This window comes from Ereboglobus luteus (assembly GCF_003096195.1).
GTDB lineage: Bacteria > Verrucomicrobiota > Verrucomicrobiia > Opitutales > Opitutaceae > Ereboglobus > Ereboglobus luteus.
In genome coordinates this window covers 3,362,054-3,388,381 of the sequence record NZ_CP023004.1, presented here as the reverse complement: position 1 = coordinate 3,388,381, position 26,328 = coordinate 3,362,054, and the positions used below count along the sequence as shown (strand labels likewise).

Annotated in this window: 13 protein-coding genes; 7 read left to right on the top strand and 6 right to left on the bottom strand. The window is 60.8% G+C overall.

Annotated features, from left to right (window positions below; translation table 11 throughout):
- Positions 1-7: 7 nt before the first annotated feature.
- Positions 8-1,837 carry a HAMP domain-containing sensor histidine kinase gene (locus CKA38_RS12375; RefSeq protein ID WP_108825751.1) on the bottom strand — a complete coding sequence of 610 codons (1,830 nt, stop codon included), beginning with the start codon at positions 1,835-1,837 and terminating at the stop codon, positions 8-10.
- A 27-nt stretch (positions 1,838-1,864) separates the two neighbouring features.
- Positions 1,865-3,214 (bottom strand): sigma-54-dependent transcriptional regulator, encoded by a 1,350-nt coding sequence (locus CKA38_RS12370; protein WP_108826580.1) that lies wholly within the window; start codon positions 3,212-3,214, stop codon positions 1,865-1,867.
- A gap of 156 nt (positions 3,215-3,370) precedes the next feature.
- Between CKA38_RS12370 and lptB the strand changes: the two genes are divergently transcribed.
- Both lptB and hprK read left to right on the top strand, forming a co-directional pair.
- Positions 3,371-4,129, top strand: coding sequence for an LPS export ABC transporter ATP-binding protein (gene lptB, locus CKA38_RS12365; protein ID WP_108826579.1), 759 nt, complete (start codon positions 3,371-3,373; stop codon positions 4,127-4,129).
- Between the two features lie 67 nt (positions 4,130-4,196).
- Positions 4,197-5,231 carry an HPr(Ser) kinase/phosphatase gene (gene hprK / locus CKA38_RS12360; protein ID WP_108825750.1) on the top strand — a complete coding sequence of 345 codons (1,035 nt, stop codon included), beginning with the start codon at positions 4,197-4,199 and terminating at the stop codon, positions 5,229-5,231.
- Here hprK and CKA38_RS12355 read toward each other — a convergent pair.
- Positions 5,228-6,037, bottom strand: coding sequence for a hypothetical protein (locus tag CKA38_RS12355; RefSeq protein WP_108825749.1), 810 nt, complete (start codon positions 6,035-6,037; stop codon positions 5,228-5,230). The genes hprK and CKA38_RS12355 overlap by 4 nt on opposite strands.
- Before the next feature lie 145 nt (positions 6,038-6,182).
- Positions 6,183-13,115, bottom strand: coding sequence for an RCC1 domain-containing protein (locus CKA38_RS12350; protein ID WP_108825748.1), 6,933 nt, complete (start codon positions 13,113-13,115; stop codon positions 6,183-6,185).
- A 196-nt stretch (positions 13,116-13,311) separates the two neighbouring features.
- On the opposite strand from CKA38_RS12350, the gene CKA38_RS12345 reads away from it, so the two are divergent.
- A complete protein-coding gene (locus CKA38_RS12345; protein WP_108826578.1) occupies positions 13,312-14,646 on the top strand; it encodes an RsmB/NOP family class I SAM-dependent RNA methyltransferase in 1,335 nt (444 codons plus the stop codon).
- Positions 14,647-14,819: 173 nt separating this feature from the next.
- Positions 14,820-17,966, top strand: a complete 3,147-nt coding sequence (gene secA, locus CKA38_RS12340; RefSeq protein WP_108826577.1) for a preprotein translocase subunit SecA — start codon at positions 14,820-14,822, stop codon at positions 17,964-17,966.
- 231 nt (positions 17,967-18,197) lie between these two features.
- On the opposite strand, the gene CKA38_RS12335 is transcribed toward secA, so the two are convergent.
- Positions 18,198-19,241, bottom strand: coding sequence for a deoxyhypusine synthase family protein (locus tag CKA38_RS12335; protein WP_108825747.1), 1,044 nt, complete (start codon positions 19,239-19,241; stop codon positions 18,198-18,200).
- A 528-nt stretch (positions 19,242-19,769) separates the two neighbouring features.
- On the opposite strand from CKA38_RS12335, the gene CKA38_RS12330 reads away from it, so the two are divergent.
- Positions 19,770-21,275: a pyruvate carboxylase subunit B gene (locus CKA38_RS12330; protein ID WP_108825746.1), complete on the top strand. Its 1,506-nt coding sequence runs from the start codon at positions 19,770-19,772 to the stop codon at positions 21,273-21,275.
- Positions 21,276-21,330: 55 nt separating this feature from the next.
- Complete coding sequence (locus tag CKA38_RS12325; RefSeq protein ID WP_108825745.1) at positions 21,331-22,278, top strand: hypothetical protein; 948 nt, start codon at positions 21,331-21,333, stop codon at positions 22,276-22,278.
- Between the two features lie 368 nt (positions 22,279-22,646).
- Here CKA38_RS12325 and CKA38_RS12320 read toward each other — a convergent pair whose 3' ends face one another.
- Positions 22,647-23,618, bottom strand: a complete 972-nt coding sequence (locus CKA38_RS12320; RefSeq protein ID WP_108826576.1) for a type I phosphomannose isomerase catalytic subunit — start codon at positions 23,616-23,618, stop codon at positions 22,647-22,649.
- A 125-nt stretch (positions 23,619-23,743) separates the two neighbouring features.
- Between CKA38_RS12320 and CKA38_RS12315 the strand changes: the two genes are divergently transcribed.
- Positions 23,744-26,275 carry a DNA translocase FtsK gene (locus CKA38_RS12315; protein ID WP_108825744.1) on the top strand — a complete coding sequence of 844 codons (2,532 nt, stop codon included), beginning with the start codon at positions 23,744-23,746 and terminating at the stop codon, positions 26,273-26,275.
- The last annotated feature ends 53 nt before the right edge of the window (positions 26,276-26,328 follow it).

Here is a 26,328-nt window from a genome sequence, read left to right as displayed (position 1 = left end):
TTGGGTTTTAAGAAGCCGCGGCGTTTTCGGGGCGGCGCGGAGGGATGGTGAAATAAAAATCGCTGCCCGCCCCCGCCTTGCTCGCGCATGCGATAGTGCCGCCGTGCGCAAGCACGACTTCGCGAGCGATGCTCAGGCCGAGCCCGGCGCCCCGGCGTTTTTGGCCCGGCGCGCGGTAGAATTTTTGAAACACGCAGGGCAGGTCTGTCTCGGCGATGCCCGCGCCGGTGTCGCGCACGCCAAAGCGCACCGCGCCCGGCTCGGCGTCGGGTTCGGCGTAAAGCTCAATCCGACCGCCCTCCGGCGTGTATTTCGACGCGTTGCCCAGCAGGTTCACAAACACGTGCCGGATGCGGTCGGGGTCGAGGAACACCTTACCGTCAACACCAGCGCCCGGCGCGACGCACACTTCCAAGCGTTGCCCCGCATCCTCGATGAGCGGGCGCATTTCGCGCGCCATTTCCTCAAGGAGCGCCGCCGGCTCGACCTCGCAACGGCTGAGCGCCGCGGTGCCGCTTTCGATGCGCGCGAGGTCGAGAATGTCGTTCAGAATGCGCAGGAGCCGGTCGGCGTCATCGCGCGCGGTTTCGAGCAAGTCGCGTTGCGCGGGCGTCAGCGCGCCGGTGTTTTGCTCGAGCAGCAGGTAGACAGCCATGCGAAGGCTCGTGAGCGGCGTTTTCAGCTCGTGGCTTACGGTCCCAACGAGATTGTTTTTCGCGTCGTCGAGCAGCCGAAACTTGGTCACGTCCTGCAACAAAATCGCCGCGCCGCCCTCCCGCCCCGTGAGCTTGTCGCTGACCGAAAGGATGCGCGGCAGGTAAAAACGCTCGTCGTGGTCGATGCTCACCGGAATCACCTGGTCGTAGCCCGTCGGCAGAAAATGCTCGCGCGTGCGCAGCACCTCCCGCACGTGCGCGTCGAGCGGCTCGGGAAATCCGTCGGCAAATTCCGGCAGCGCGGCGAGCCTCTCCGCGGCGGGGTTGCGAATGTCGGACTTGCCGTCCGGCGAAACCACAAAGAGCGGATCGGGCGTCGAGGTGAGCGTGGCCTCCATCGTGCGTTGCGCCCGCAGCACGCGCGCCGCCATCGCGTCGCGATATTCGCGCAGGCTCGCCGCCATCGCGTTGAAGGACTGCGCGAGCACGCCGAGCTCGTCGCGCGAAGTCACGGGCACGTCCTTTTCCAAGTTGCCCTCGCCAAGCGCGCGGGACGACTCCGTCAATGCGCTGATCGGCCCGATGAACATGCGCGCAAGCCTGAACGCCAGCAGCACCGACAGAGCAATGCCGATCACAATCACCACCACGAGCACGCCGATGCTCACGCGCGCAATGCCGGCCACGCGCTCCGACTCGACCTGCATGACGCGCGAGTCCGTCCGCAGCAATTCATCCAGCGAATGCAGCACGCCAAAATACGCCCGCTCCACATCCTCATACCCCGCATCCTGGAAACTGCCGCCGATCACCATCAGCGAATCGCCTATGTTTTCAAACCGGCCAAACGCGCGCGAAACCTGCCTGACCGCCTTCTCGCGCTCCGTGCCCGCGGCGGAAAACGACTGCGCCATCAGCGTCTGCTTGAACAGGCCGCGCTGCTCCTCATACGCGCCGCGCACCTCCAGCACGTTGCCACGGAGCGCCGAGTGCATTGCGGTGACCATGCCGAGCGCCGCGCCGCGCATTTCATGCTCGCCCATCACCATCGAGTAACCGCGATCGATTTTTTCCGAGCTCGAACGCGCCAGATCGCGGTTGACGAGAATCCCCGCAACGCCGACCAAAATCAACAGCGCCAGCAACGGCAGCAGTCCGAGATAAAGTTTATTGCGCAACATGGTGTTTATGGGATTCGCGCGCCATCCCTATTCAGCGCTCCCCTGCCCGCCCGCCATCTTCTGCCGTTTGCGATACAGCGTCGCCGGATCAATCCCCAGCGTGCGCGCCGCCAGTTCGAGACTTTTCGCCGACGCGACGATGCGGCGGATGTGCTCGTTTTCCAACTGCTCGATTGTCACCGGCGAGCCCACCTGCACCGCGGAGCCGCCGCAACTCGAAAACTGTTCCGGCAAATCCGCCATCGCAATTTCCTCCCCCGACGAAAGAATCACGGCGCGCTCAATCACATTGCGCAGCTCGCGCAAATTGCCCGGCCACTCGTAGCGCGCGAACGCCTCGACCACCTCCGGCGAAAAGCCCTTGACGCGCTTGCCCATGCCCGCGCCGAAAAATTGCAGCGCCGCGTCCGCCAGCCGCGTCAAGTCGCCCGGACGCCCGCGCAACGGCGGCAGTGCCACATTGATGACGTTGAGCCGGTAAAACAAATCCTCTCGGAAGCGCCCCGCCTTCACCTCGGCCTCGAGATCGCGGTTTGTCGCCGCAATCACGCGCACATTGGCGCGGCGCACCTTCGGCTCGCCGACGCGCTCGTATTCGCGCTCCTGGAGCAGGCGCAGCAACTTCGGCTGGATCTCCAGCGGCAGCTCGCCGATCTCGTCGAGAAACAATGTCCCGCCCTCCGCGGCGGCCACCTTGCCCGTCGTGTCGCCGACCGCGCCGGTGAACGCGCCCCGCACATGGCCGAACAATTCGCTCTCGAGCAACTCGCGCGACAGGCTCGGGCAGTTCACCGTCACAAACGCGCCGTCGCGTTGCGCGCCGCGCCGGTGCGCCTCGCGCGCCAGCACGCTCTTGCCCGTGCCGCTCGGCCCGAGCAGCAAAATCGTGGCCTGGGTTTCCGCCGCCTTGAACACAATCTGCAACGCGCGCTGCATCGCGGGCTCCGTTGACTCAAAATCGATCTCGGGAGCCCCGGCGGTGAGCTGCGACTCGAGCTGCCTCACGCGCTGCTCGAGTTTTCGCTCGCGCTCGATCTTGCCGAGCACCTGCCGGATCTGGTCCGGCGTGAACGGCTTCGGAATAAAATCAAACGCCCCCCGGCGCATCGCCTCCACCGCAGTGCTGATGTTTGCATACGCGGTGAACATCACGGGCACGATTCCCGGCTGCGCCTTCTGGATTTTTTCCAGCAAATCGAGCCCGTTCTCGCCGACCAGGTTCACATCGAGAAAACACACGTCGCACGGCTCCTCCCCGATTATTTTGAGTGCGCGCGCGCCGCCCGGGGCCAGCTCGACTTGGTGCCCCATAAGCTCCACCGCCATCCCCGTCGTTTTCCGGATGCCGGCATCATCATCGACAATCAAAATGCGCATGTTGCCGCCAATGAAACGCGCAAACGCCACCGCTCCGCAATGCGGAAAACGCAAATAAAAAACTCCCGGCGCGACGCGCGCGCCACGCTCAATTTTCGTCATATTCCTGTTGTCATCCTCAAACCTTTCCAGACTCTTTTTCGCGTTAACAAAATAATGAGCGCCCAAGCCGACACCACCGCAACCCCGACGCCCGCGGAAATCACCACGCAGGCGCTCGTCAAAACCTATGGCCAGCGCAACGTCGTCAACGGAGTCGACATCAACGCGCGCGCCGGCGAAATCGTCGGGCTCCTCGGGCCCAACGGCGCCGGCAAAACCACCACCTTCTACATGATCGTCGGCCTCGTGCCCGCGACATCGGGCCGCGTTTACCTGAACGGCGTCGACGCCACCCCGCTCCGCATGCACGAGCGCGCCCGCCTTGGCCTCGGCTACCTGCCGCAGGAGGCGTCCACCTTCCGCAAACTCACCGTCGAGGAAAACATCCTCGCCATCGTCGAGCTGCTGCCCATTCCCCGCAAGGAGCGTCCCGCCCGCGTGCAACGCCATCTCGAGGAGCTGCACCTCACCCACGTCGCCAAGCAAAAAGCCTACACCCTCTCCGGTGGCGAACGCCGCCGTCTCGAAATCGCGCGCGCGCTCGTCACCGAGCCAAAGTTTCTCCTCATGGACGAACCCTTCGCCGCCATCGACCCCATCTCCGTCGCCGAAGTGCAGCGCATCGTGCTCGAACTAAAATCGCGCGGCATCGGCGTCATCATCACCGACCACAACGTCCGCGAAACCCTCCGCGTCGTCGACCGCGCCTACCTCATACACCAGGGCAAAGTCCTCACCAGCGGCACCAGCGAGCACCTCATCAACGACCCCCAGGCCCGCGAATTCTACCTCGGCAAGGACTTCAACATGTAAAGCCAGCCGGCGCGGCCGTCACAATCAGTTCCCACTCACACCTCACCACACACCACCGCCCTTCCCCATGAGCAAAGCCAACACCATCAACGGCATCACAGTCGCGCACTTTTTCCAAACCTACGGCGCGAAACTCAAAATGGAAATCGTCACAGGCACGGGCGGGCTGCACCGGGTCATTCGCGAGGGCAGCATCAACCGCCCCTCGCTCGCCCTCACCGGCTTCTTCCGCTACTTCGCCAACAAGCGCATCCAAGTCCTCGGCGCCGCCGAGATGACATTTATCAAGACGCTCAACCCCGAGCGCCAGGTCGAGATTTTCCGGGGCATGTTCAAGCACCAGATTCCCTGCCTCATCCTCACGCGCAGTTTTCACCCCACCCCCGAGCTGCTCGCCGTCGCCAAGGAGTGCAACCTGCCCCTCTTCCGCACGCCGCTCATCACGATGAAGTTCATCAACCAGGCGACGCACTTCATCGACAACGAGTTTCACAGCCCCATCACCGAGCACGCCACCACGGTCGATGTTCGCGGCATCGGCGTCATGATTCGCGGCGGCTCCGGCGTCGGCAAAAGCGAATGCGCCCTCGCCCTCATCGAGCGCGGCCACTCGCTCGTCGCCGACGACTACACCGTGCTCCGCCTCCTCGACGAGCGCGAGCTCACCGCATCCAGCCGCGAGCTCAACTTCGGCTACCTCGAATGCCGCGGCATCGGAATCATCAACATCGTCGAAATGTTCGGCGTGCGCGCCGTGCGCCCCGAAAAGCGCATCGATCTCGTCGTCTCCATGTATGAATGGACCCCCGACGCCATCGAGGAGCGCACCGGCCTTGCCGACAACTATTACGAAATCCTCGGACAAAAAATCCCGCACATCACCCTCTACGTCCGCCCCGGGCGCGACATGGCCCGCCTCATCGAGGTCGCCGCCCTCACCCAGGCGCTCAAGCGCGTCGGCATCCACTCCGCCGAGGAGTTTAACAACCGCCTCGTCGCCCACATGGCCGATCCCAAGAAAAAACTCGACTCGCCCTTCCAGATAAAAGTCCGCCCCTCCGACCCCACCGAGTTCCCATCCCGCATCAACGCCGAGCGTTAGTCTGCGTCCAGAAATTTCGCGATATCCGGAATCTCCTTCACCCGGCGTCCGCCCGCGCGCCGCGCGAGGTATTCGTCAAGCTGCTCGGTGACCTCGATCTCCTCGTCGCTTTGCCGTTTGCGCGGCTTGTCATCATCGTCAATGCCCTCCTCGATGTCGCCTCCGCCGGCGAGCTCATAATCCGCCTCCTCGAAATAATGCGACATGCGCCGCGCCTCGGGCTCCAGCACCAGCGACGGATTCCGCACGCGCCCGTCTTTCACAAACTCAAACAGGCACGGATAAAATTTATTCTTATACCGCGCCTGAAAATCGGACACCCACTTGTTGGTCACCCCGTCGCGCCTCGCCAGCAGCACGATGTCCGAAAAATGGATGCACGCGTCATACCACGTCATCAGCGATCGGTTTTGCTCGGCCAATTGGCAGTTCACCACGCACACAACGCGCGCCAGCTCGCCGCCCGCCTCGGTCAGCCACGGTTTCAACGCCTCAATCTGGTCGATCGGATTGCGCCTTCCGTCAGTCACGAAAAACACATGCGTCCGCCCCGCGATATCGACGCCCTCCGCCTCGATGCGTCCGTCCAGGCCCTCCGGTCCGCCGCCCTGCGCGCGCCATTGCCAGCGCGCGATCTCGCCCAGCGAGGCGTCCGCTGCGTCCGCCGCCTCGTTTTCGGCGAGCATGACAAGCGGGCGATCCCCGGCATCAAGCCCCTCGGCAAGAATATCCGCCAGCATCCCGCGCCGCCCCGACCCCGTGGCGCCAATGACCAGATAAACAAAAGGTTTCGATATGTCGTTCATGTTTTGCCGAAAGGTTGGACGGCATCCAGCAAATGTCCCGCAAAAAGATAGAGGGCAGAATTCCGGAACCGCAGCCGAGGCGTCCCGCATCCTTTTATGTGCGCGCAATGTGGCACGGACAGAAATGCCTGCGCCACCTTGACAATCACCCGCGCCTCTTGGCGGCGCGCAATGCGACAAGCCCGGCGAGCAGCGCCGCATACCACAAGCTTGGCGCGCCTCCCCCGCCGCCACCGCCACCGGAATTATTGTCACCGCCATTTCCCCCAGTGTTAACGGTGAGTGTGGCAACGGAGCTGGTGACGTTGCCGGCGGTGTTGCTCACGCGCACGGTGTAGCCGCCCTCATGGGATTTCTGAACATTGTTTATTGTGTGGCTGGCATTGGTTGCGCGGGGAATGGAGTTACCGTTCAACATCCATTGAAAAGTGGGCGCAGGGTTGCCGGTGGCGACGACGGTGAATGTCACATTGCCGCCGACCGTGACGGTTTTTGACACAGGCTGCGTGGTAATCGCCGGCGGTGTGAACGCGGCGTTAACGGTAAGCGCGGCGGCGTTGCTGGATGCCGATCCGGCTGGATTGCGCACGACGACATTATAGGCGCCGGCATGGGATTGCTGCGCATTAGTGATTGTGAAACTGGCTCCCGTGGCTCCGGAAATGGGCGCGCCGTCCTTTCGCCATTCATACGACAGGCTTTCCCCGGTGGCGGCGACGTGGAATGTGGCATTGCCGCCAACCGTCACCGTTTGCGACGCGGGATGCGTGGTGATGACCGGCGCGGCGAGCGCGCCAACCGTTACCATGAACGCGCCCGACGCCACAATCTCGCCGGCGGGGGTCGTCAACGCCACGGCATACGCGCCCGCGTGCGCGGCGCTCGCGCTTGTGACGGTGTAGGTGTTTGCCGTCGCGCCGGGAATGGTGAAGTTGTCACGATACCACTGACTGGCGGCGGGGATAAAATTGTCCGCGCCGGCCGTGAGCGTGAACCCTCCGCTGACGGCGGGGACGTTGGCCGCGTTGGCGCTCGTGCCCGAGCCGGCGCCGCTCACGATGGCGGTGATGCGCGCATCGGCGTTGGGAGTGGTGTCGGGCGCGGGGGAGTTTTTGCCGTTGGTATTGCCGGCGTTGCCGGTGATGAGCGCGGCGACTGCGGCGGCGTCAAACGGCGCGGCGGAGCCGGCGGGATACATGAGGCGCGAGTAGGCGGGGACAAACACGGTGTCCGCGCCGGGGTCGAGCGTGCCTGTGGTGGCGTTGGTGAAGTTGTTGAGCGAGCGAAGTTTTCCGGTGCCCTGTTTCGCGAGCGGGTTGTGGGTGCCCTGGTAGATATTGCGCTCGGAGAGGATTTGCGCGCTGGCGCCGGCAATGGTCGCCGTGGTGTTGCCGGTGGCGGCGATGTAGTTGTTAAACATGACGACACGGGAGTTGGTCGCTGCGGGAATGTCGGCCTTGAGCCCGTCTGCGAAATAATTATGGGAGAGGAGGATTCCGGTGTCCTCGCCGGAGTTGTCGATGCGCATGGCGGAGCCGGAGGATGCGGGTGTGGCGGTGAATTTATTCCACGAGAAGGCGATGTTGTCCGAGTTGCCATTGATGACGACGGGCGCGTCGGTGAACGTGCAATGGGAAATATCAACGTCGTGCGCGCCGGTGATGGTGAGCGCGCCGGTGGTGAAATTGACGCCGAGAACAAGGACGTTGTTCACGCCCGCCGGGAGGGTGAGCGCCCCGGAAACCGTGGCGGCGGCGTCCTCGCCAACGATGGTCTTACCGCTGGCAACAGTGACGCCATCGACTAGGGAAAGGTCGAGCGCGCCGGTCACGGTGATGGTCGCGACACCGGGGGACTCGGCTTGCGTTTTGAATTGTTGCGCCAAATCCGTCGGGCTGGGCGCGACGGTGAGCGTGGCGGCGTTGCTGGTGATATTTGAGGCGACGCTGTTGCTCGCGAGACAGCGGTATTGTGTGCCGTTCATGGCGATGGTGACGGCAGTGAGGGTGAGTGTGTCAGTGGTTGCGGTGGCGTTGCCGGTGACGTCCGTCCATGCGCCGCCGTCGGTCGAGGATTGCCACTGATAGGCCGGCGTCGGATTGCCGCTGGCAGCAATGGCAAAGGTGGCATTTTGGCCGGCGGTGACGCTTTGGTTTGCGGGTTGCGTGGTAATGACAGGCGCGGCGGGCGCGGCACCGACGGTGAGCGTGGCGGGGTTGCTGGTGGCATCACCGGCCATGTTGTTGAGGACGCAGCGATATTGCGCGCCGGACATGCCCGCAGTGGCATTGGCAATGGCGAGGCTCGCGGTTGTCACACCGCTGTAGATGGCGTTATTGGCGAGCGACGTCCACAAGCTGTCTGTGCCGAGAATTTGCCATTGATATTCGGGCTCGGGAACACCGGTTGCCGTGATAGTGAAGGTGGCGTTTTGACCGGGTTGAGTCGTTTGGTTGGCAGGTTGTGTGGTGATGCCGGGTGCGACAGCGACGGTGAGGGTGACAGTGTCGCTGGTAACATTACCGACATCGTTGGAGACAATGCAGCGGTATTGAGCGCCGGACATGGCGGCGGTGATATTTGCAATGGAAAGATTGGCGGTGCCAACACCGCTGTAGGTGGCGTTGTTGACGAGCGATGTCCACATGCTGTCAGTGCCGAGGATTTGCCACTGATACGCGGGCGCGGGGACACCGGTGGAGGTGACGGAAAGAACCGTGCCTTGACCTGCGATGACTGTCTGCCCCGAAGGTTGGGTTGTGATGGCGGGCAGGGTATTGACGGAGAGCGTGGCGGCGGTGCTGGTGGCGTTTGTGCCAACGCCATTGCTGGCGATACAGCGATACTGCATGCCGTTAAGGGAGACTGGGGCTTCGGTTATCGTGAGCGTGTCCGTGGCGACTCCGGCATAGGGCGCGGTGTTGGAGAGGTTTGTCCACGTGGTGCCGTTGGACGAAGATTGCCACCGGTAAGTAGGTTGAGGATTGCCGGTTGCCGCGATCGTGAAGGTGGCGTTTTGGCCGGCCATGATACTGGCACTTTCAGGTTGTGTGAGGATGGTTGGCGGCGACTTGACGGTGAGAATGGCCGCATTGCTGGTAAGCGTGCCCAGCGAATTGGTCACGACGCAGCGATAGTGCGTCCCGTTCACTCTGGCGGGAATGGCCGTGATGGTGAGGCTGTGGTAGGTGACGCCGCTGTAGGGCGCGCCGCTGGTCAGGTTTTCCCATGTATTGCCATCAGTGGAATACTGCCATTGGTAGGTGGGAGCGGGATTGCCTGTTGTCGAAACGCTAAAAGTGGTGTTTTGGCCGGCAGTGACAGTTCGAGTTGAGGGATGCGTGGTGATGGTCGGCGCAAATTCGACGGTGAGCGTGGCAGCATTACTGTTGGCGAACAGGCTGCTGTAGTTCACGTAAATGCCGTTGGTGGCGGTGCAGCGATATCGCATGCCGTTCATGGCTGCGGTGGCGGCGGTTATTGTGAGCGTTGTGGTTTTTGCCCCAGAGTAAATGGAGTCGTTGGAGAGGTTGTTCCATGTGGCGCCATCGGTGGAATACTGCCACTGGTAGGCGGGCGACGGATAGCCGTTTGCCTCGGCGGTGAATGTTGTATCTTGTCCCGCATTGATAGTGGCGTTGACTGGTTGCGTGGTGAACGATGGCGCGGTGCCGACGGTGAGAGTTGCGGGAGCGCTGGTTGTTGAGCCGATAACAGTGGTCACAACACAACGATATTGCGCGCCATCCATGGCTGCGGTGGTGTTTCGCACATAGAGCGAAATTTCGGTAACGCCGCTATACATGGAGTCGGATGAGAGGTCATTCCATGTGGCGCCGCCATCCGTGGAGCATTGCCACTGATAGCCCCGAGGATGGGAGCTGCTTGCCCCAACGGAAAAATTCACGCTTCCGCCAGCTTTGACGATTTGACTGGTTGGCTGCGTGGTGACAACAGGCGGGGTTCCAATTCTGAGGATGGCGTAATCGCTGAATGCACTAGCGACTTGGTTTTTCACCATGCAGCGATAGTAAAAATTATCTATTGCCCCGGTGGCATTGGTGATGGTGAGCGTGCCGGTGGTGACGCCGCTATAGGGCGCGGTATCGGTGAGCGGATACCATCCGGAGGCATCATATATGGAATACATCCATTGATAGGTGGGTTCGGGAGTGCCGGTTGCCTCGACGGAAAAGGTTGCGCTTTGTCCAATTTCCAAGACTTGATTGACGGGCTGCGTGACAATGGCTGGCGCGGCATTTGCATCGTTCGAAAAATCAAAAACGATGTCCGGCGCGTATTCAACTCCCAGCAGGCCGTCATTACGCAGCCAGTTTCCCATGGACCAAAGCCTGTTGCCGCCACTCACATACAGGCTGTGGTTTGCCCCGGCAGCCGCCGCAGTGACGTTGACGGCGGAAAGAACTCGCATGGGACTGTATTGAGTATACACGGCTCCCGATCCCACCTCATAGCCCATGGCCCAAAGATCACCGTCGCTTGTCAGCCATAAGCTGTGGGAGGCACCCGCGAACACAGCGGTAACATTGGTGGCGGAGGTGACAAGCGTGGGTGTGGTTCGATCAGAAATACCGCCGGTGCCTAGCTGCCCCGAACTATTTTCACCCATTGCGTAGAGTTTGCCATCGCCGGTCAGATACAGACTGTGAGCGCTTCCGGCGGCCACGGCAATGACGTTGGTGGCGGAGGTGATTTGCACGGGAGCGAGTCGAGTCGTCGTGGTGCCACTGTTGCCCAACTGGCCGGAACCGTTGCTTCCCATGGCATAAAGTTTGCCGTCAGCGGTCACATATAGACTGTGACCGCCACCGGCCGCTACGGCGACGACATTGGTGGCGGAAGTGACTTGCACGGGGGCAAGTCGATTCGTGGTGTCACTGACACCCAACTGGCCGAATTGATTTTGTCCCATTGCGTAGAGCTTGCCGTCGCTAGTCACAAACAGGCTGTGGCTCCAGCCGGCAGCCATGGCGATGACATTGGTCTCATCGTCCGTGACCTGCACGGGGGCAAATCGATTTGTGGTGTCGCTGACGCCCAACTGGCCCGCAAAATTACTTCCCATGGCATAGAGTTTGCCTTCGTCGGTCAGATACAGGGTGTGCCCCCAAGAATAACGACCAGTAGCCACGGCGACGACATTGGAAGCAGATGGAACAATAACGGGTGCGTATTGGTATGTTGTGCTACCGAGGCCCAACTGCCCCTCGGAGTTATCTCCTTGCGCCCATAACTTACCATCATCGGTCACATACAGGGAGTGATTGCAACCGGCGGCCAACATGCTGATGGATACAGAGCTGGGAGACGGGTTTTCAGGATCAACCAAAAGAATGGCCATTTCGCTCGTGGCGGTGCCCTTGGTGTTGGTGGCGATGCAGCGGTATCGCATGTGATCCAGCGCGACAGGAGCGTCGGTCACCGTGAGTATGCGGGTGGTGACGCCACCGTGGATGCCATCGTTGGAAAGATTGGCCCACAGCAGGCCGTCCGCGGAATACTGCCACTGGTAGGTTGGATTGGGATAACCATATGCTTCGGCAGTGAAATAGGTATCTTGCCCGATGGTTAGAGTTCTGCTGACAGGATGTTTCTGGAATTTGGGTGCCGAACCAGTCCCAACCGTAAGGGTGACCGCGTTACTGCCAGCGTTGCCAGCCGCATTTGTTACCACGCAGCGATATAGATAGTTGTGCATCGAAGCGGGGCAGTTGGTGATGACAAGCGTGTCGGTGGTCGCACCGCTGTAAGGCGCGGTGTCGGTAAGCGCTCTCCAATCAAAATTCGAGTAATGATACCACTGGTAGCTTGGAGTCGGATTGCCGGACGCCGTCATGGTAAAGGTTGCGGTTCCCCCGGCGGGAGCAACCTGATTGACGGGTTGTGTGACAATAGCGGGCGCGGTGTTCTGGAGATTTGAAAGATCAAGAACAAGCACAGGCGTGTTGCGATTCGTAACGGTGCCATCACCCAACTGTCCATCGTGATTGTCTCCCATGGCATAGAGCTTGCCATCGGTAGTTGCATACAGGCTGTGATTCATCCCGGCGGCCATCGCAGTGACATTGGTGGCAACGAGCACGGGCGAAAGTCGCCTCGTGGTGTCGCCAACACCCAACTGGCCGGAGTAGTTGGCCCCCATGGCGTAGAGCTTGCCATCAGTGGTCAAATACAGGCTGTGACCACCCCCGGCAGCCACGGTGCTGACGTTGGAGGTGACGAGCACGGGCGTGCTTCGATCCGTAGTGGTGCCATCGCCCAACTGGCCGCTGTCATTGTCCCCCATGGCATAGAGCTCGCCATCGGCGGTCACATACAGGCTGTGATTATAACCCGAGGCCATCGCAACGACGTTGGAAGCGGACGGCACGAGCACAGGTGTGAGTCGGTTTGTGGTGTCGCTGACACCCAACTGGCCGAAGAAGTTGCCTCCCATGGCATAGAGTTTGCCGTCGGCGGTTGTGAACAAACTGTGATTATACCCCGTGGCAACGGCAGTGACACTGGAATCGGAGGGCACGAGCACGGGTGAATCCCGGTTCTCAGTGTCGCTGAGGCCCAATTGACCATAGGGGTTGCCACCCATGGCATAAAGCTCGCCACCGGCGGTCACATACAAGCTGTGATCATGTCCGGCGGCCACCCCGATAACATTGGAAGCCTCGGTGACAAGCGAAGGGATGACTCCGTTGATGTAGGTGCCGTCCTCCAATTGGGTTGATGGGGAGGTTCCCCGTATGATGTAAAGTTTGCCGTCGCCGGTCATGCACAGTCCGTGCATGGATCCCGCAGCCAGTGCGGTGAAATTGGGGGCGTTAGTGACAAGCGTGGGAGATCCCCGACTTGTGAAAGTGTCATCGCCCAGCTGCCCGTCATGGTTGTTACCCATGGCCCAAAGGCTGCCGTCATTGGTCACATACATGCTGTGGTTGTCACCGGCGGCTATGGCGACAATGGCGGTGGGAGTGGCCTGCGCGATGGCAAGGGACGGCAGTGCGAAAATTCCAGATGCAAGAAAAACGGCGGAGCGCAGTGCCCGGGCGAAATTTGATTTCATCGCCCACAGCCTCAAGATAAAGTTAGATTATTGCGATAAAAAAGGCCTCTTATGGGGATGTATTTATGTGGAATTTAAAAAATCCTTTTTATTGTTTATTATTGTTTTGGGCGGAAGGCGCGGGATGGATCGGCTTATCTCACCCGTCGTGGCGATTTTCTTTGATTTGCGGAACAAGGGCGGCGAACTTTGCGCAATGTCCACAAACGAACAGCCCACGACTCCCTGGTCGCTCGCAGTGATGCTGATCACGCGCTGGCTCGAAAAATCCGAGCGCGCCGACGCGCTGCTCGACTCGCTGCCCCGCGAGGTGGCCGGCGTGGAACGCGCGCGCTGCCAGCATTTGCTGTTCGGCGCGTTGCGGCACAAGGGGCGCGTCGACTCGCATCTGCAGCGGCTGGTCGCGCGCGCGCCGCGTCCGCGATTGAGCGCCGTCCTGCTGGTGGCGGGCTTTGAGTTGATCGAGGGCGGCGACGAGGGGCACGCGGCGCGCGTCGTGCACCATGCGGTGGAACAAACCAAGACGCTCGCAAGCCAACCCGAGGCGCGGATGGTGAACGCCGTGGTGCGCAAACTCGCCGCGGCGCTTGCGGAGGAAAAACCTCCCGCAAAACTGGCGGGCGCGGAACAACTCGCCGCGTGGTTCTCGCACCCCGCCTGGCTCGTGCAACGCTGGCTCGCGCAATTCGGCGCGGCGGGCGCGCGCGCATTGCTTGAGTGGAACCAGAAACCCGCGCCGGTGCATGCGCGCTGGCGGGCCTCGCGCGCGCCGTCCGAGACGGAGCTGGCATGGCTGGCACCGTCGCGATGGGAGCAATTTTATGAGGTGAAGGCGGGCAACTGGCCCTCCGTGGAGGCGGCGATCATCGCGGGCAATTTGTATTTGCAGGATCCCTCGACGCGCCTCGCGGTCGGGCTGCTCGCGCCGCAGGCGGGCGAGAGCATTCTCGACGCGTGCGCCGCCCCGGGCGGGAAATGCCTCGCCATTGCCGACGCGATACGCGCGAACGCGGACGCCGAAAAACTGGAAAAAACGCTGCTTGTGGCGATGGATTTGCCGGGCGCGCGCGTTGATCGATTGAAGGAAAACCTGTCGCGCGCGCCGGAGGGAATGAACGTGGCGCTGGTGCAGGGCGACTTGATCGCGGCGCGCCCGCCGCTCTTCGACGAGCACAACCTGCCCGCGGAATACAACGCGGTGCTGCTCGACGCGCCCTGCTCAAACACAGGCGTGATGCGCCACCGAGTGGACGTGAAGTGGCGCCTGCAGCCGAACGATTTCACGAAGCACGCGCGCCAGCAACTGGCCTTGCTCGAAGCCGCGGCGCGACGCGTTCGCCACGGCGGACGGCTGATTTACAGCACGTGCAGCATTGATGCCGAGGAAAACGAGCACGTCGTCACCGCGTTTCTCGAACGCCCGCACGGCCCCGGCGGACACGGACGGTTTGCCCTGGAAAAATCAGTGCAATCGTTCCCGTGGATGGACGGCCACGATGGCGCGTGCGCGTTTCTGTTGCGACGGCGCTAAAAATCGCACCGGGCAACGCCTCCATTTTTCGGTTTTGGCCGCAAAATTCTTCCGTTGCAACGGACGCCGCGGCTCTGCATATTTTTTTCTTTTTCAATTTTCCCAACCATTCCGCATCCTTCAGCCTTTCAGCTCTTCAGTCATTCAGTCTTTTTCATCATTCCGCATTCCAAATGATTTCCTGGCTCATTAAAAAGTTTTCCGGCCGCCATTATCGCAAGTTCCTCGAACGCTGCCGTCCCGTCGTTGCGCGCATCAACGAAATCGAAGTTTCCTACCAGTCGCTCACTGACGAGCAGCTCCGCGCCAAAACCGACGAATTCCGCGACCGCGTCAAAGCCGGCGAAACCCTCGACGCGCTCCTCCCCGAGGCATTTGCCGCCGTCAAGAACGCCGCCCGCCGCCTCTGCGGCCAGAAACTCGTCGTTTGCGAGCACGAGCTCGAATGGAACATGGTGCACTTCGACGTGCAGCTCATCGGCGGCATGGCCATCCACGAGGGCCGCATCGCCGAAATGGCCACCGGCGAGGGCAAAACCCTCGTCTCCACCCTCCCCCTCTACCTCAACGCCCTCAACGGCCGCAACGCCCAGCTCGTCACCGTCAACGACTACCTCGCCCGCCGCGACTCCGAGTGGATGGGCTACCTCTACAACTTCCTCGGCCTCACCGTCGGCTGCATCCAGCAGCAAATGCCAAACGACGTGCGCCGCGAAATGTATTCGCGCGACATCACCTACGGCACCGCCTCCGAGTTCGGCTTCGACTACCTCCGCGACAACGGCATGGCCACCCGCAAGGAGGACCAGGTCCAGCGCGAGCACTGGTATTGCATTGTTGACGAAATCGACTCGATCCTCGTGGACGAGGCGCGCACGCCGCTCATCATTTCCGGCCCCGCGCCCATCGAGCGCGAGCAACCCTTCACCCGCCTCAAGCCCGGCATCGAGCGCCTCGCATCCGCGCAAACCCGCCTTTGCAACAACCTCGTCGCCGAGGCCAGGGAACTCCTCGAAAAAACCGACGCGTCCAAGGACGACATCCACGCCGCCAGCCTCAAGATGCTCCAGGTCAAGTTCGGCGCGCCCAACAACAAGCAACTCCTCCGCCTCCTCGAGCAACCCGAATGGCGCAAGCTCCTCGACAAGGTCGAAACCGAGCTCCACTCCGATTTCCAAAAATCGCAACTCTACGCCCTGAAGGAGGACCTCTATTACTCCATCGACGAGCGCCAGCACCAGGCCGACCTCTCTCTCAAGGGGCGCAACTATCTCCGCCCCGACAACCCCGACGCCTTCGTCCTCCCCGACCTCGCGACCCAGTTCGCCCTCCTCGAAAAGGACGAGCAATACACGCCCGAGCAACGCGAGGACATCAAGCGCAAGGCCGAGGCCGAATACGCCGTCATTTCCGAGGACATCCACGCCATCTCGCAACTGCTCCGCGCCTACTCGCTTTACGAAAAGGACGTCGAATACGTTGTGCAGGAGGGCAAGGTCATGATCGTCGACGAAAACACCGGTCGCGTCATGCCCGGCCGTCGCTGGTCCGACGGGCTCCACCAAGCCATCGAGGCCAAGGAAAACGTCGCCATCGAAAACGAAACCCGCACCTACGCGACGATCACCATTCAGAACTACTTCCGCATGTATGAAAAACTCGCGGGCATGACCGGCACCGCCGAGACCGAGGCCACCGAGTTCAACGACATCTACAAACTTTCCGTGCAGGTTATCCCGACAAACAGACCCTGCATCCGCATCGACAAAAACGACTCCATCTACAAAACCCGCCGCGACAAATACAACGCCGTCGTCCGCGAAATTGAGGCCGCCCACAAACGCGGCCAGCCCGTCCTCGTCGGCACCGCCTCGGTCGAATCCTCCGAGGTCCTTTCGCGCATGCTCAAGCGCACGAACATCGTGCACACCGTGCTCAATGCCAAGTTCCACGCGCAGGAGGCCGACATCGTCGCCCGCGCCGGACAGCGCGGCGCCGTCACCATCGCCACCAACATGGCCGGCCGCGGCACCGACATCAAACTCGGCGAGGGCGTCCGTTTCAACGTCACCTACGGCCCGCACGAAGACCCCGAGAAAGCCTCGAAGAAAATCTTCCAATACACGCTCACCGAACCCAAGACCGGCGAGGTCAAAAAATACGACTCCGACAGCGACGAGGCCTACGACCTCTGCCTGACGCCAAGCACAAAGGAAACCGGCGGCCTCTACGTCATCGGCACCGAGCGCCATCAATCACGCCGCGTCGACCGCCAGCTCCGCGGGCGCTGCTCGCGCCAGGGCGACCCCGGTCTCACCAAGTTCTTCCTCTCGCTCGAGGACGAGCTCATGCGCCTCTTCCTTCAGGGCAACCTCGCCTCGCGCCTCATGGAAGGCACGATGAAGGAGGGCGAGGAGCTCCAGCACCCGCTCCTCAACCGCTCCATCGAAAGCGCGCAGAAAAAAGTCGAGCAGCAAAACTTCTCCGCCCGCAAACGCCTCCTCCAATACGACGACGTCCTCAACCTCCAGCGCCAGGTTGTCTACGACATCCGCAACGCCGCCATCCACGCCGACCGCGCCAAGGACCTCATCTTCGAGCAAGTTGACGAGGAAATTGAAAACCGCGTCGCCGTCGCCGGCATCGGTGAAAAAGGCGGGGCCACGCAAAGCTCGATCGACGGACTCGTCGGCTGGGTCAACCAGCACTTCCGCACTTCCATCAAGCCCGCGGAAATCCAAAACCTCGACGCCACCGCATCAAGGACGCTCATCGTTGACCGCATCAAGGACGCCTACGCAATAAAGGAATCCGCCGAAGTCCCCGAGGCCCTCGGCGGACTCGAACGCTACACAATCATCAACGCCATCGACCAGCACTGGCAGGAGCATCTCACCGAGATGGAAAGCCTCCGCCAGTCGGTGAGCCTCCGCAGCTACGGCCAGAAGGACCCGCTCGTGGAGTATAAAAACGAAGCCTACAAATATTTCGAGGAGCTCATGGACGCCGTGCGCCTGCAAATCTGCACCGGCCTCTTCCGCAGCGCGAGCAACCTGCAAGCCTTCGAAAACATGCTCGCGATGCTCTCGCGCGGCGCAAAGTTGCAAGGCCCCGAAAACGCCGAGGCTTCCGGCCCGAGCGTGCGCACCACTGTCACGCACAGCGGCCCCGCGCAACAACAGCTCTCGACCAATTCGCCCGAAGGCGAAATCAAGCTCCCGAAGGTCACCATCCGTCGCGAGACCCCGAAAGTGGGCCGCAACGACCCGTGCCCCTGCGGCAGCGGCAAAAAATACAAAAACTGCCACGGCGGGATGTAAGGGTGCGGCGCGCATGCGCCCCACCCTGCGGAGTTTTCGGCGTTAACAGGTAGGGTGTGCTCGCCGAGCGCGCCGAGAATTACCAGAGATAAGCACAGCGGCATCCGCGAGCGCATAACCAAGGCCCGCCTCGCACACCGCGCCTGATGCGCCGTCGCAAGAAAGCGGCGGCGCCCATCAGTGGACAGCAAGCTGTAAAATGAAAACCGCGCGCTCAACGCGCGCGCTTCGTCAGCGCCCAAGCACCCACGAAAACACCAGTGGCGCCACGATCGTCGCGTCGCTTTCGATGATATACTTCGGCGTCTTTTCGCCGAGCTTGCCCCAGGTGATTTTTTCGTTCGGCACCGCGCCCGAGTAGCTGCCATAACTCGTCGTCGAATCGCTGATCTGGCAGAAGTAGCCCCACAGCGGCACGTCGGGACGCTGCAAGTCCTGATGCAGCATCGGCACCACGCAAATCGGGAAGTCGCCCGAAATGCCGCCGCCGATTTGGAAGAAGCCGATCGAGCCGTTGCCGTCGCGCAGATTTTTCGCCGTCTTCGTATACCAGTCGGCGAGCCACATCATGTATTCGATGCCCGTGCGCACGGTGTGCACGTTCTTGATTTCGCCGGTGATCACATGGCTCGCAAACATGTTGCCCAACGTCGCGTCCTCCCAGCCCGGCACGATGATCGGCAGGTTCTTTTGCGCCGCCGCCAGCATCCACGAATTTTTCGGGTCAATCTGATACGACTTCTTCAGTTTTCCGCCGCGCAGAATCTTATACATGAACTCGTGCGGGAAAAATCGCTCGCCCGCCTTGTCGGCCTTCATCCACTCGTCGAGCACCACGTTTTCAATGCGGCGCATCGCCTCCATCTCGGGAATGCACGTGTCGGTCACGCGGTTCATGTGCCGCTCCAGCAACGCCTGTTCGTCCGCCGGCGTGAGGTCGCGGTAATGCGGCACGCGCTCGTAATAATCGTGCGCCACCAGATTGAACACATCCTCCTCAAGATTCGCGCCCGTGCACACGATCGCGTGAACCTTGTCCTTGCGGATCATCTCCGCGAGCGTGATGCCAAGCTCCGCGGTGGACATCGCGCCGCCGAGCGTGACGACCATCTTGCCGCCCTTCTTGAGATGATCCTCGTAACCGCGCGCCGCATCGACGAGCGACGCCGCGTTGAAGTGGCGGTAGTTGTGCGCGATAAATTTCGAGATCGGCCCCTTCTTGGAGGCGGCGACCGCATTGGACGGAGTTTTGGACTTCTTGGGTTTTGTGCTCATGGTTTTGAATGTAAAAGTGAACAAATTGGCCCGCAACTAAACCCCGCAAAACGCGAAGCGCCACCAAAAACATCGCAATCTTCGAACCAGGCAACTGACCACGGATTGCCCAGAGCGGCTTTGCCGCACCCAAAGATTTCTTAACCGCAGATGAACGCAGATATGCGCAGATACGGAAAACAATGAATTTGTGAATCGATGGTTTGAAAATCTGCGTTCATCTGCGGTTGAATTTGTCTTTGATTTTAGTGGGGCGCGACATGGAAAGATCGCGCAAAAAATAGAGCGGTTTCAGGGTTAGTATTACGGATTAACCCGGATAAATACCAGAAGACGAAGTTCTCATCTGTGCAATGTCAGGCCACTCGCGGACTCATAGAGCGGCTAAACGGATTGGAAAATTGATGCTCCGAACTGAAAAATCATCCGCCCTCAAAACGAACACTCGCCACCCGCGCAAAAACTGTTTTCAAAGTTGAAACCGGCAATTTCGCCGCCACCAACCGCAGTCATTTTTTTACAAACACCATGAGCAAACCCGTCACCTTCAACAACACCGTCCTGCGCGACGGACACCAATCGCTTGCCGCCACCCGCATGGCCACCGAGCAAATGCTCCCCCTCCTCGAGCCGCTCGACTCCCTCGGCTACGCCGCGCTCGAAACCTGGGGCGGCGCCACCATCGACTCCGGCCTGCGCTTCCTGAAGGAGTTCCCCTTCAAGCGCCTCGACGCCATCCGCGCCAAAACCAAGACCCCGCACATGATGCTCCTGCGCGGACAAAACATCGTCGCCTACGACCAAAACCCCGACGACGTCGTCACCGCCTTCGTGCAAAAATCCATCGCGCACGGCATGAACATTCTCCGCATCTTCGACGCGCTCAACGACACGCGCAACATGCAGACCGCCATCGCCGCCACCAAAAAAGCCGGCGGCCACGCCCAAGGCACCATCTGCTACACCAAGTCCCCCGTCCACACCATCGAAGGCTTCGTCAAAATGGGAGCCGAACTCGCCGCCATGGGTTGCGACAGCATCTGCATCAAGGACATGGCCGGCCTCATTCCCCCCTACATCGCCTCCGCCATCATCAAGGGCCTCAAGGCGCAAATCAAAATCCCCGTCATCCTCCACACCCACGAAACCGCCGGCCTCGGCTCCGCCGCCTACCTCGCCGCCATCGAAGCCGGCGTGGACACCATCGACGTCGGCATCCGCCCCTTCGCCGACGGCACCGCGCAACCCGACCACCTGCGCATGACCGCCCTCCTCGAAAACGCCCCCCGCAAAGCCGCCGACTACGACCTCAAAAAAGTCCGCGAAATCTCCGAGGCCCTCAAACCCGTCTACGCGCAACTCTCCAAGTTCACGCGCCACGCCAACGAAGTCGTTGACACCGACGCCATCACCTACGAAGTCCCCGGCGGCATGCTCAGCAACTTCCGCTCGCAACTCACCGAGATGAAAATGGAGGACCGCTTCGACGAAGTCTTTGCCGAAATCCCCTACGTGCGCGAAAAACTCGGCTGGATCCCGCTCGTCACGCCCACCTCGCAAATCGTCGGCACGCAAGCCGTGATGAACGTGAAGTTTGGCCGCTGGAAAAACTTCATCCCCGGCGCAATGAACATCGCGCTCGGTTACTTCGGCCGCACCCCCGCGCCCGTCGATCCCGAAATCCAGAAACTCGCCGCCGCGACCGCGAAAAAAGACCCAATCACCTGCCGTCCCGCCGACCTCATCAAGCCGAGGATGGAAACCCTCCGCGCCGAACTCGCGCAAAACAAGCTCCCCACCGACGACGAACACTGCGTCATCTACGCCATGTTCCCGCAACAACTCAAGGAACTCTACGCGCAACCCGCACCCGCGGCTCCTGTCGCAGCACCGACAGCCCCCGCGCCTGCCGCAAAAGCCTCCGCGCCCGCCCCCGCACCCGCGGCTGAGTCAGGCACCGCCGGCAACGTCCTAAAATACGCCATGACCATCGGCGACCGCCGCGTGGAAGCGACTGTTGAGGAAATCAGCTGAAACTTCCTCAACACTCTAAATTAGTTTGAATTAATAACACTGTTAAAAAAATGTTATGACACCTGTGTTCAAAAACGATTTCTGGGCGTTAGCTCGAGAGAATAAAGGTTACTATGGCTGGGCGCGCAAAGTGCGATGGCAGCTTCATCGTGCTTTGCCTCGCCGTTACTGGCAAAATTGCCCAATATGTGGTGAGGCTGTTGACTCTATCGAGCTAGTTCAGCGCCTTTTCGAAAACGGACTCGGACTGCATCCACTACTCGATATTGCGTTCGAAGCGTTTGCACGAGCTGAGGTGCGACTCGGGCTACGTTTCGTTCCTCAAAAAAGTCACGAAGAGCGTCTCACTGGGCACCTAATTTCAGAGTTGGAGGCTGCTATTCAAATGTCTTCTGAATTATTCACGAGAGAGGCTGTGACTCGCTATAACGAACCGTTACACATTGATTTCGTTTACTCGGATCTGTCTCGCGGCGGCCATTTAGAAAAGATGACCGGAGGTGATTTTGGGCTGATTCTAGTGGTTGACTTGCCCGATCGCCCCAAGATCACGCGATATGCCGCCTTTCAATCAAAGCGTCTGAATGGTAGCGGTAGCACATCTCTTAACAAGTTGCAGTTCGATACGTTGACCAAAAATTTTGGAAACGCATCTACTTACCTCTTCTACGATTGTGATTTCTCCACACTCGGGCCGCCGATGGTAATGCGAGCAACAAATTTTGAGTCTCTGCGCAATTCTAAGGAATCGACAGAGTCATTCGCTACCAACCAGAGTGGTGTCTTTGATCAAGGGCTACCGCTATCGCTTTGGCTTTTGACAGAGCTTGGCACCGCAAAAGCCGGAGAATCCGCCAGAGATTTTCAAAGTGCCATGGAAATATTCACTCAGTTTGATCATACTAATAAAGAGTGCTCTTTATCACGCCTGGCTATGGTTTCTATAGGTCGTAAATTTACCGTCACTCCTGATACCGAATTAGGTCTCCGGGTTAATCTATGACAATGCCTGAAGCGGTGTAGGCGAACCTAAGGGGAGGGAATAGCCGAAGGGGGGAATAGCCGAAGGGGTCGGGACGCTGTTTGTTGAAGGAATAGGAATAGCCGAAGGGTCGGGACGCTGTTTGTTGATTTTCCAATTATTTCAAACTGACCTTGCCCGCGAAACCGATTCTTTTTGGAGTGCGGTGGCAAAGCGAAGCGGCGGCACCGCTTTGAGCGATTCACGGATTTTCACTGCGCGCAAAAGCGGTGTCGCCGGGCTTCGCCCTCTGCCACCGCACTCCAAAACAAACGACGCCGTCTCTTGATAAAACTGAAAAAGCTGCCGCCGACCTAATCGCAAACTTGGTCGGTTCTCGCAGGGATATTTTACCCGAAGTTTTCCGTCAGCAGCAGCAGGCTGTCCTCCGTCGCCTCGAAGGCGAAACCACCCGCGTAGGGCAGCACCACATTTTCGCCGCGTGTGAGCGTGGCGGCGGTGTCGTCCGCGGACGATGAGAGCGTTTCGCGCACGGCGCCGTCCACGACGCTCAGAATTCGCGCCTGCTCGCCCGCGGCGACGCGCAGCTTCTCGCCCTTTGCCAGCGGCACGCGGCGGATGCGGAATTCGTTCGCATCGGCAATGACGGCGTTCTTGCGCTCGCCGCGCACGGGCTTCGGCTCAAAGTCGTCCCATTTGATCGATTTGATCGATTCGTCGACGTGCATCTGGCGCGGTTTTCCGTCGAGCCCCACACGGCCCCAGTCGTAAACGCGATAAGTGGTGTCCGAGTTTTGCTGGATTTCGAGGATCAGGTTGCCGCCGTCGATGGCGTGAATCTGCCCGCTGTGCACGAGAATCGAGTCGCCCTTCGACACAGGGAAACGGTGCACGCAGTTTTCGAGCGTCAGGTTTTTGACCGCCTGCTCAAACTCCTCGCGTGTCACACCGCGGCGCAGCCCCACGATCAGGTTCGCGCCCTCCGCGCAATCGGCGATATACCAGTTTTCCGTTTTCGGCTCGCCCTTCAATTCCGGCGCGACCGACGCGGGCGGGTGCACCTGCAGGCTCAGTCGCTCGCGACAGTCCAGCCACTTCACCAAAATCGGAAACGCGCGCGAGGCGTCCCATTTCGGCCCCATGATGTCGGCGGCGTGCCGCTCGATCAGCGCGCGAATCGCGAGCCCGTCGTATTTGCCGCCTTGCACGACGGATTGCGCCTCGGGCCGGTCCACAATTTCCCAGCTCTCGCCGACGGGCTTGCCGGTCGCGGGCAGCTTGCGCCCGAGGGAGGTTTCGAGAACGCGACCGCCCCAAACACGGTCCTGATACAGGGGTCGAAAACGAAGGAATTGGGTCATGTTGATAATTTTGCCGTGTGTTTTTGTTTCGGTGGTGAAATATTGGATTTGACCGCTCTGGCGTTGCATCAGGAAATGCACTTCCCCTGCGCAGTCAGATCGTCCAAGCAGGTCCGATAAAACACATGGCCAGTTCCGCGAGTTCAAACACAAATAAAAAACAATCCGCCGCCCAAGCCGAGCAGCTCGGCACCGCGCGCCATCCGCGCCATTGGGTTGTCTTTGTCGTGTGCATTGTCGCCGGCGTGCTGGCCTCCATCGCGCTCCTCGATTACGCGCCGCACCAGAGCCTCCAGATCAACGATCCCGTGCGAGAGCACAACCTCGTCGGCATGCTCGGCGCGGAGGGCTCGTATTGGACACTCACGTTTCTCGGCCTGAGCACTTTTTACCTGCCGCTGTTTTTCTTCTGGATGGCCTTCACCTCCATTCGCAACGCCCGCATCCTCGCGCTCACCCGCGCGCTGGCGATGGTCCTGTGCGTCGTCACGTTCTCAAGCCTCGCCACGCTTTTCGGCGAGCTCTTCGGCAAAAGCAACCCCACCGACTATTTCCCGTCCGGCCCCGGCGGCATGCTCGGCAAGGCGCTCTACGGCGATTTCCTTTCGGAAGCCATCGGCCCCGCCGGCGCCGGGGTCGTGCTCGTGCTGCTCTACGCAATCGGGCTCATGCTCATTTTCACGAAGGATATTTTCGCCGAGCTCGAAAAAGTCGCCGCCATGTTCGCCGCGTGGCGCGCCCGCCGCGCGCAAATCCGCGCCGAGCGCGCCGAAATCCGCCGCATCGCCGCCGAGGATCGAGCCCGCGCGAAGGCCCGCGCCAAGGGCGGCTACGACCCGGCGGTCACGCACACGCCCTTTGATCTGGAGGGAAAAACAAAAGACGGCGCGGCAAACGGCAAGGCGCGCGATGACGACACGGACGCCCCGCCCCAACCCACCGCGACCGACGCGGGCGGCCACGCGGACGACGATCCGCCGCCTGTTGACGATCCCGAACAACCCAAATTGTCGCCGAAAATTTTCCGCGGCACGGATTCCGCCGCCACCAAGCCCGGAGCGCTCTCCATCGTCAAACCCGAGGAAACCAAAAAAGCCAAAAACGCCGCCGTTCCCGCCACGGAGGACAATTACCAATTCCCCCCGCTCGCGCTCCTCAAGGAATACCCGAAAAGCTCGGACACGGACACCGACGAGGAATACGCCAACAACATGGCCGACCTCGTGCGCATCATAGGCGAATACGGCATCACCGTCTCGCCGGGCGAGATTCACGTCGGCCCTGTCATCACCTGCTACGAGGTGGTTCCCGCCGCGGGCGTGCGCGTCGAGAAAATCGCCAACCTCGACAAAAACATCGCGCTGCACATGAAGGCGCAATCCGTGCGCATTCTCGCCCCGATTCCCGGCAAGGCCGCGGTCGGCATCGAAATGCCGAACAAAATCCCCATGCCCGTCGGCATGAGGGACATCCTCGAATCCGAGGACTGGGCGAACAGCAAGGCCGAGATTCCCATCGCGCTCGGCAAGGACGTCTCCGGCCGCCCGCTCATTTCCGACCTCACGCGCATGCCCCACCTCCTCATCGCCGGCGCGACCGGCTCGGGCAAATCCGTGTGCGTAAACTCCATCATCGCCTCGATTGTGTTTCGCAAGAGCCCCAAGGATGTCCGCCTCATCATGGTCGATCCCAAGGTCGTCGAGCTCCAGGTCTTCAACGCCCTGCCCCACATGTTCATCCCGGTCGTCACCGCGCCCAAGCGCGCGCCCGCCGCGCTCAAGTGGCTGCTCCAGGAAATGGCCCAGCGCTACCAGCTTTTCGGCAAGACGGGCGTGCGCAACATCACCGGCTTCAACAACCGCAAAAAACACGAGGCCCCCGCGTTCCCGATCGACGAAAAAGACGACCTTCTTCCAAACGAGGAGGAGCAGGCCAAGCTCGAGGGCGTCGATCCGCTCGACGAACTCGAAGTGCCCGACCACCTGCCCTACATCGTGGTTATCATGGACGAGCTTGCCGACCTTATGATGGTCGCCGCCGCCGAGGTCGAAACCTCCATCGCGCGCCTCGCGCAGCTCGCGCGCGCCGCGGGCATCCACATCATCATCGCCACGCAACGCCCCTCGGTGAACGTCATCACCGGTCTCATCAAGGCCAACCTTCCCTCGCGCATCGCGTTCCAAGTCGCCTCGCAAATCGACTCGCGCACCATCCTCGACGGCAAGGGCGCGGAATCCCTGATCGGCCGCGGCGACATGCTCTTCACGCCCCCCGGCACCTCGCGCGTCGTGCGCGCGCAGGGCGCCTTCGTCTCCGACGAGGAAGTGAAGGGTTTCGTCGATTACCTCAAACGCTTCAACGGTCCCCCGCAATACGCGCAGGACGTGCAGGACGAAATCGAATCCGCCCCGATCGACGGCGAGGACGACAACGGCAAAAAAGACTATTCCGACATGGACGACAACGAGCTCTACAACGAGGCGCTCGCCGTCGTAAAGCATACGCGCCGCGCCTCGACCTCCGCGCTTCAGCGCAAACTCGGCATCGGCTACAACCGCGCCGCGCGCATGATGGACATGATGGAGGAGCGCGGCATCGTCGGCCCTGAAAACGGCTCCAAACCCCGCGAAATCATCGCCGACCTGGATTCGCTTTGAGGCGCCTGGCGTTTCTTGTTTTTGCGAACAAAACTTCGGTTGAAACAAAAACC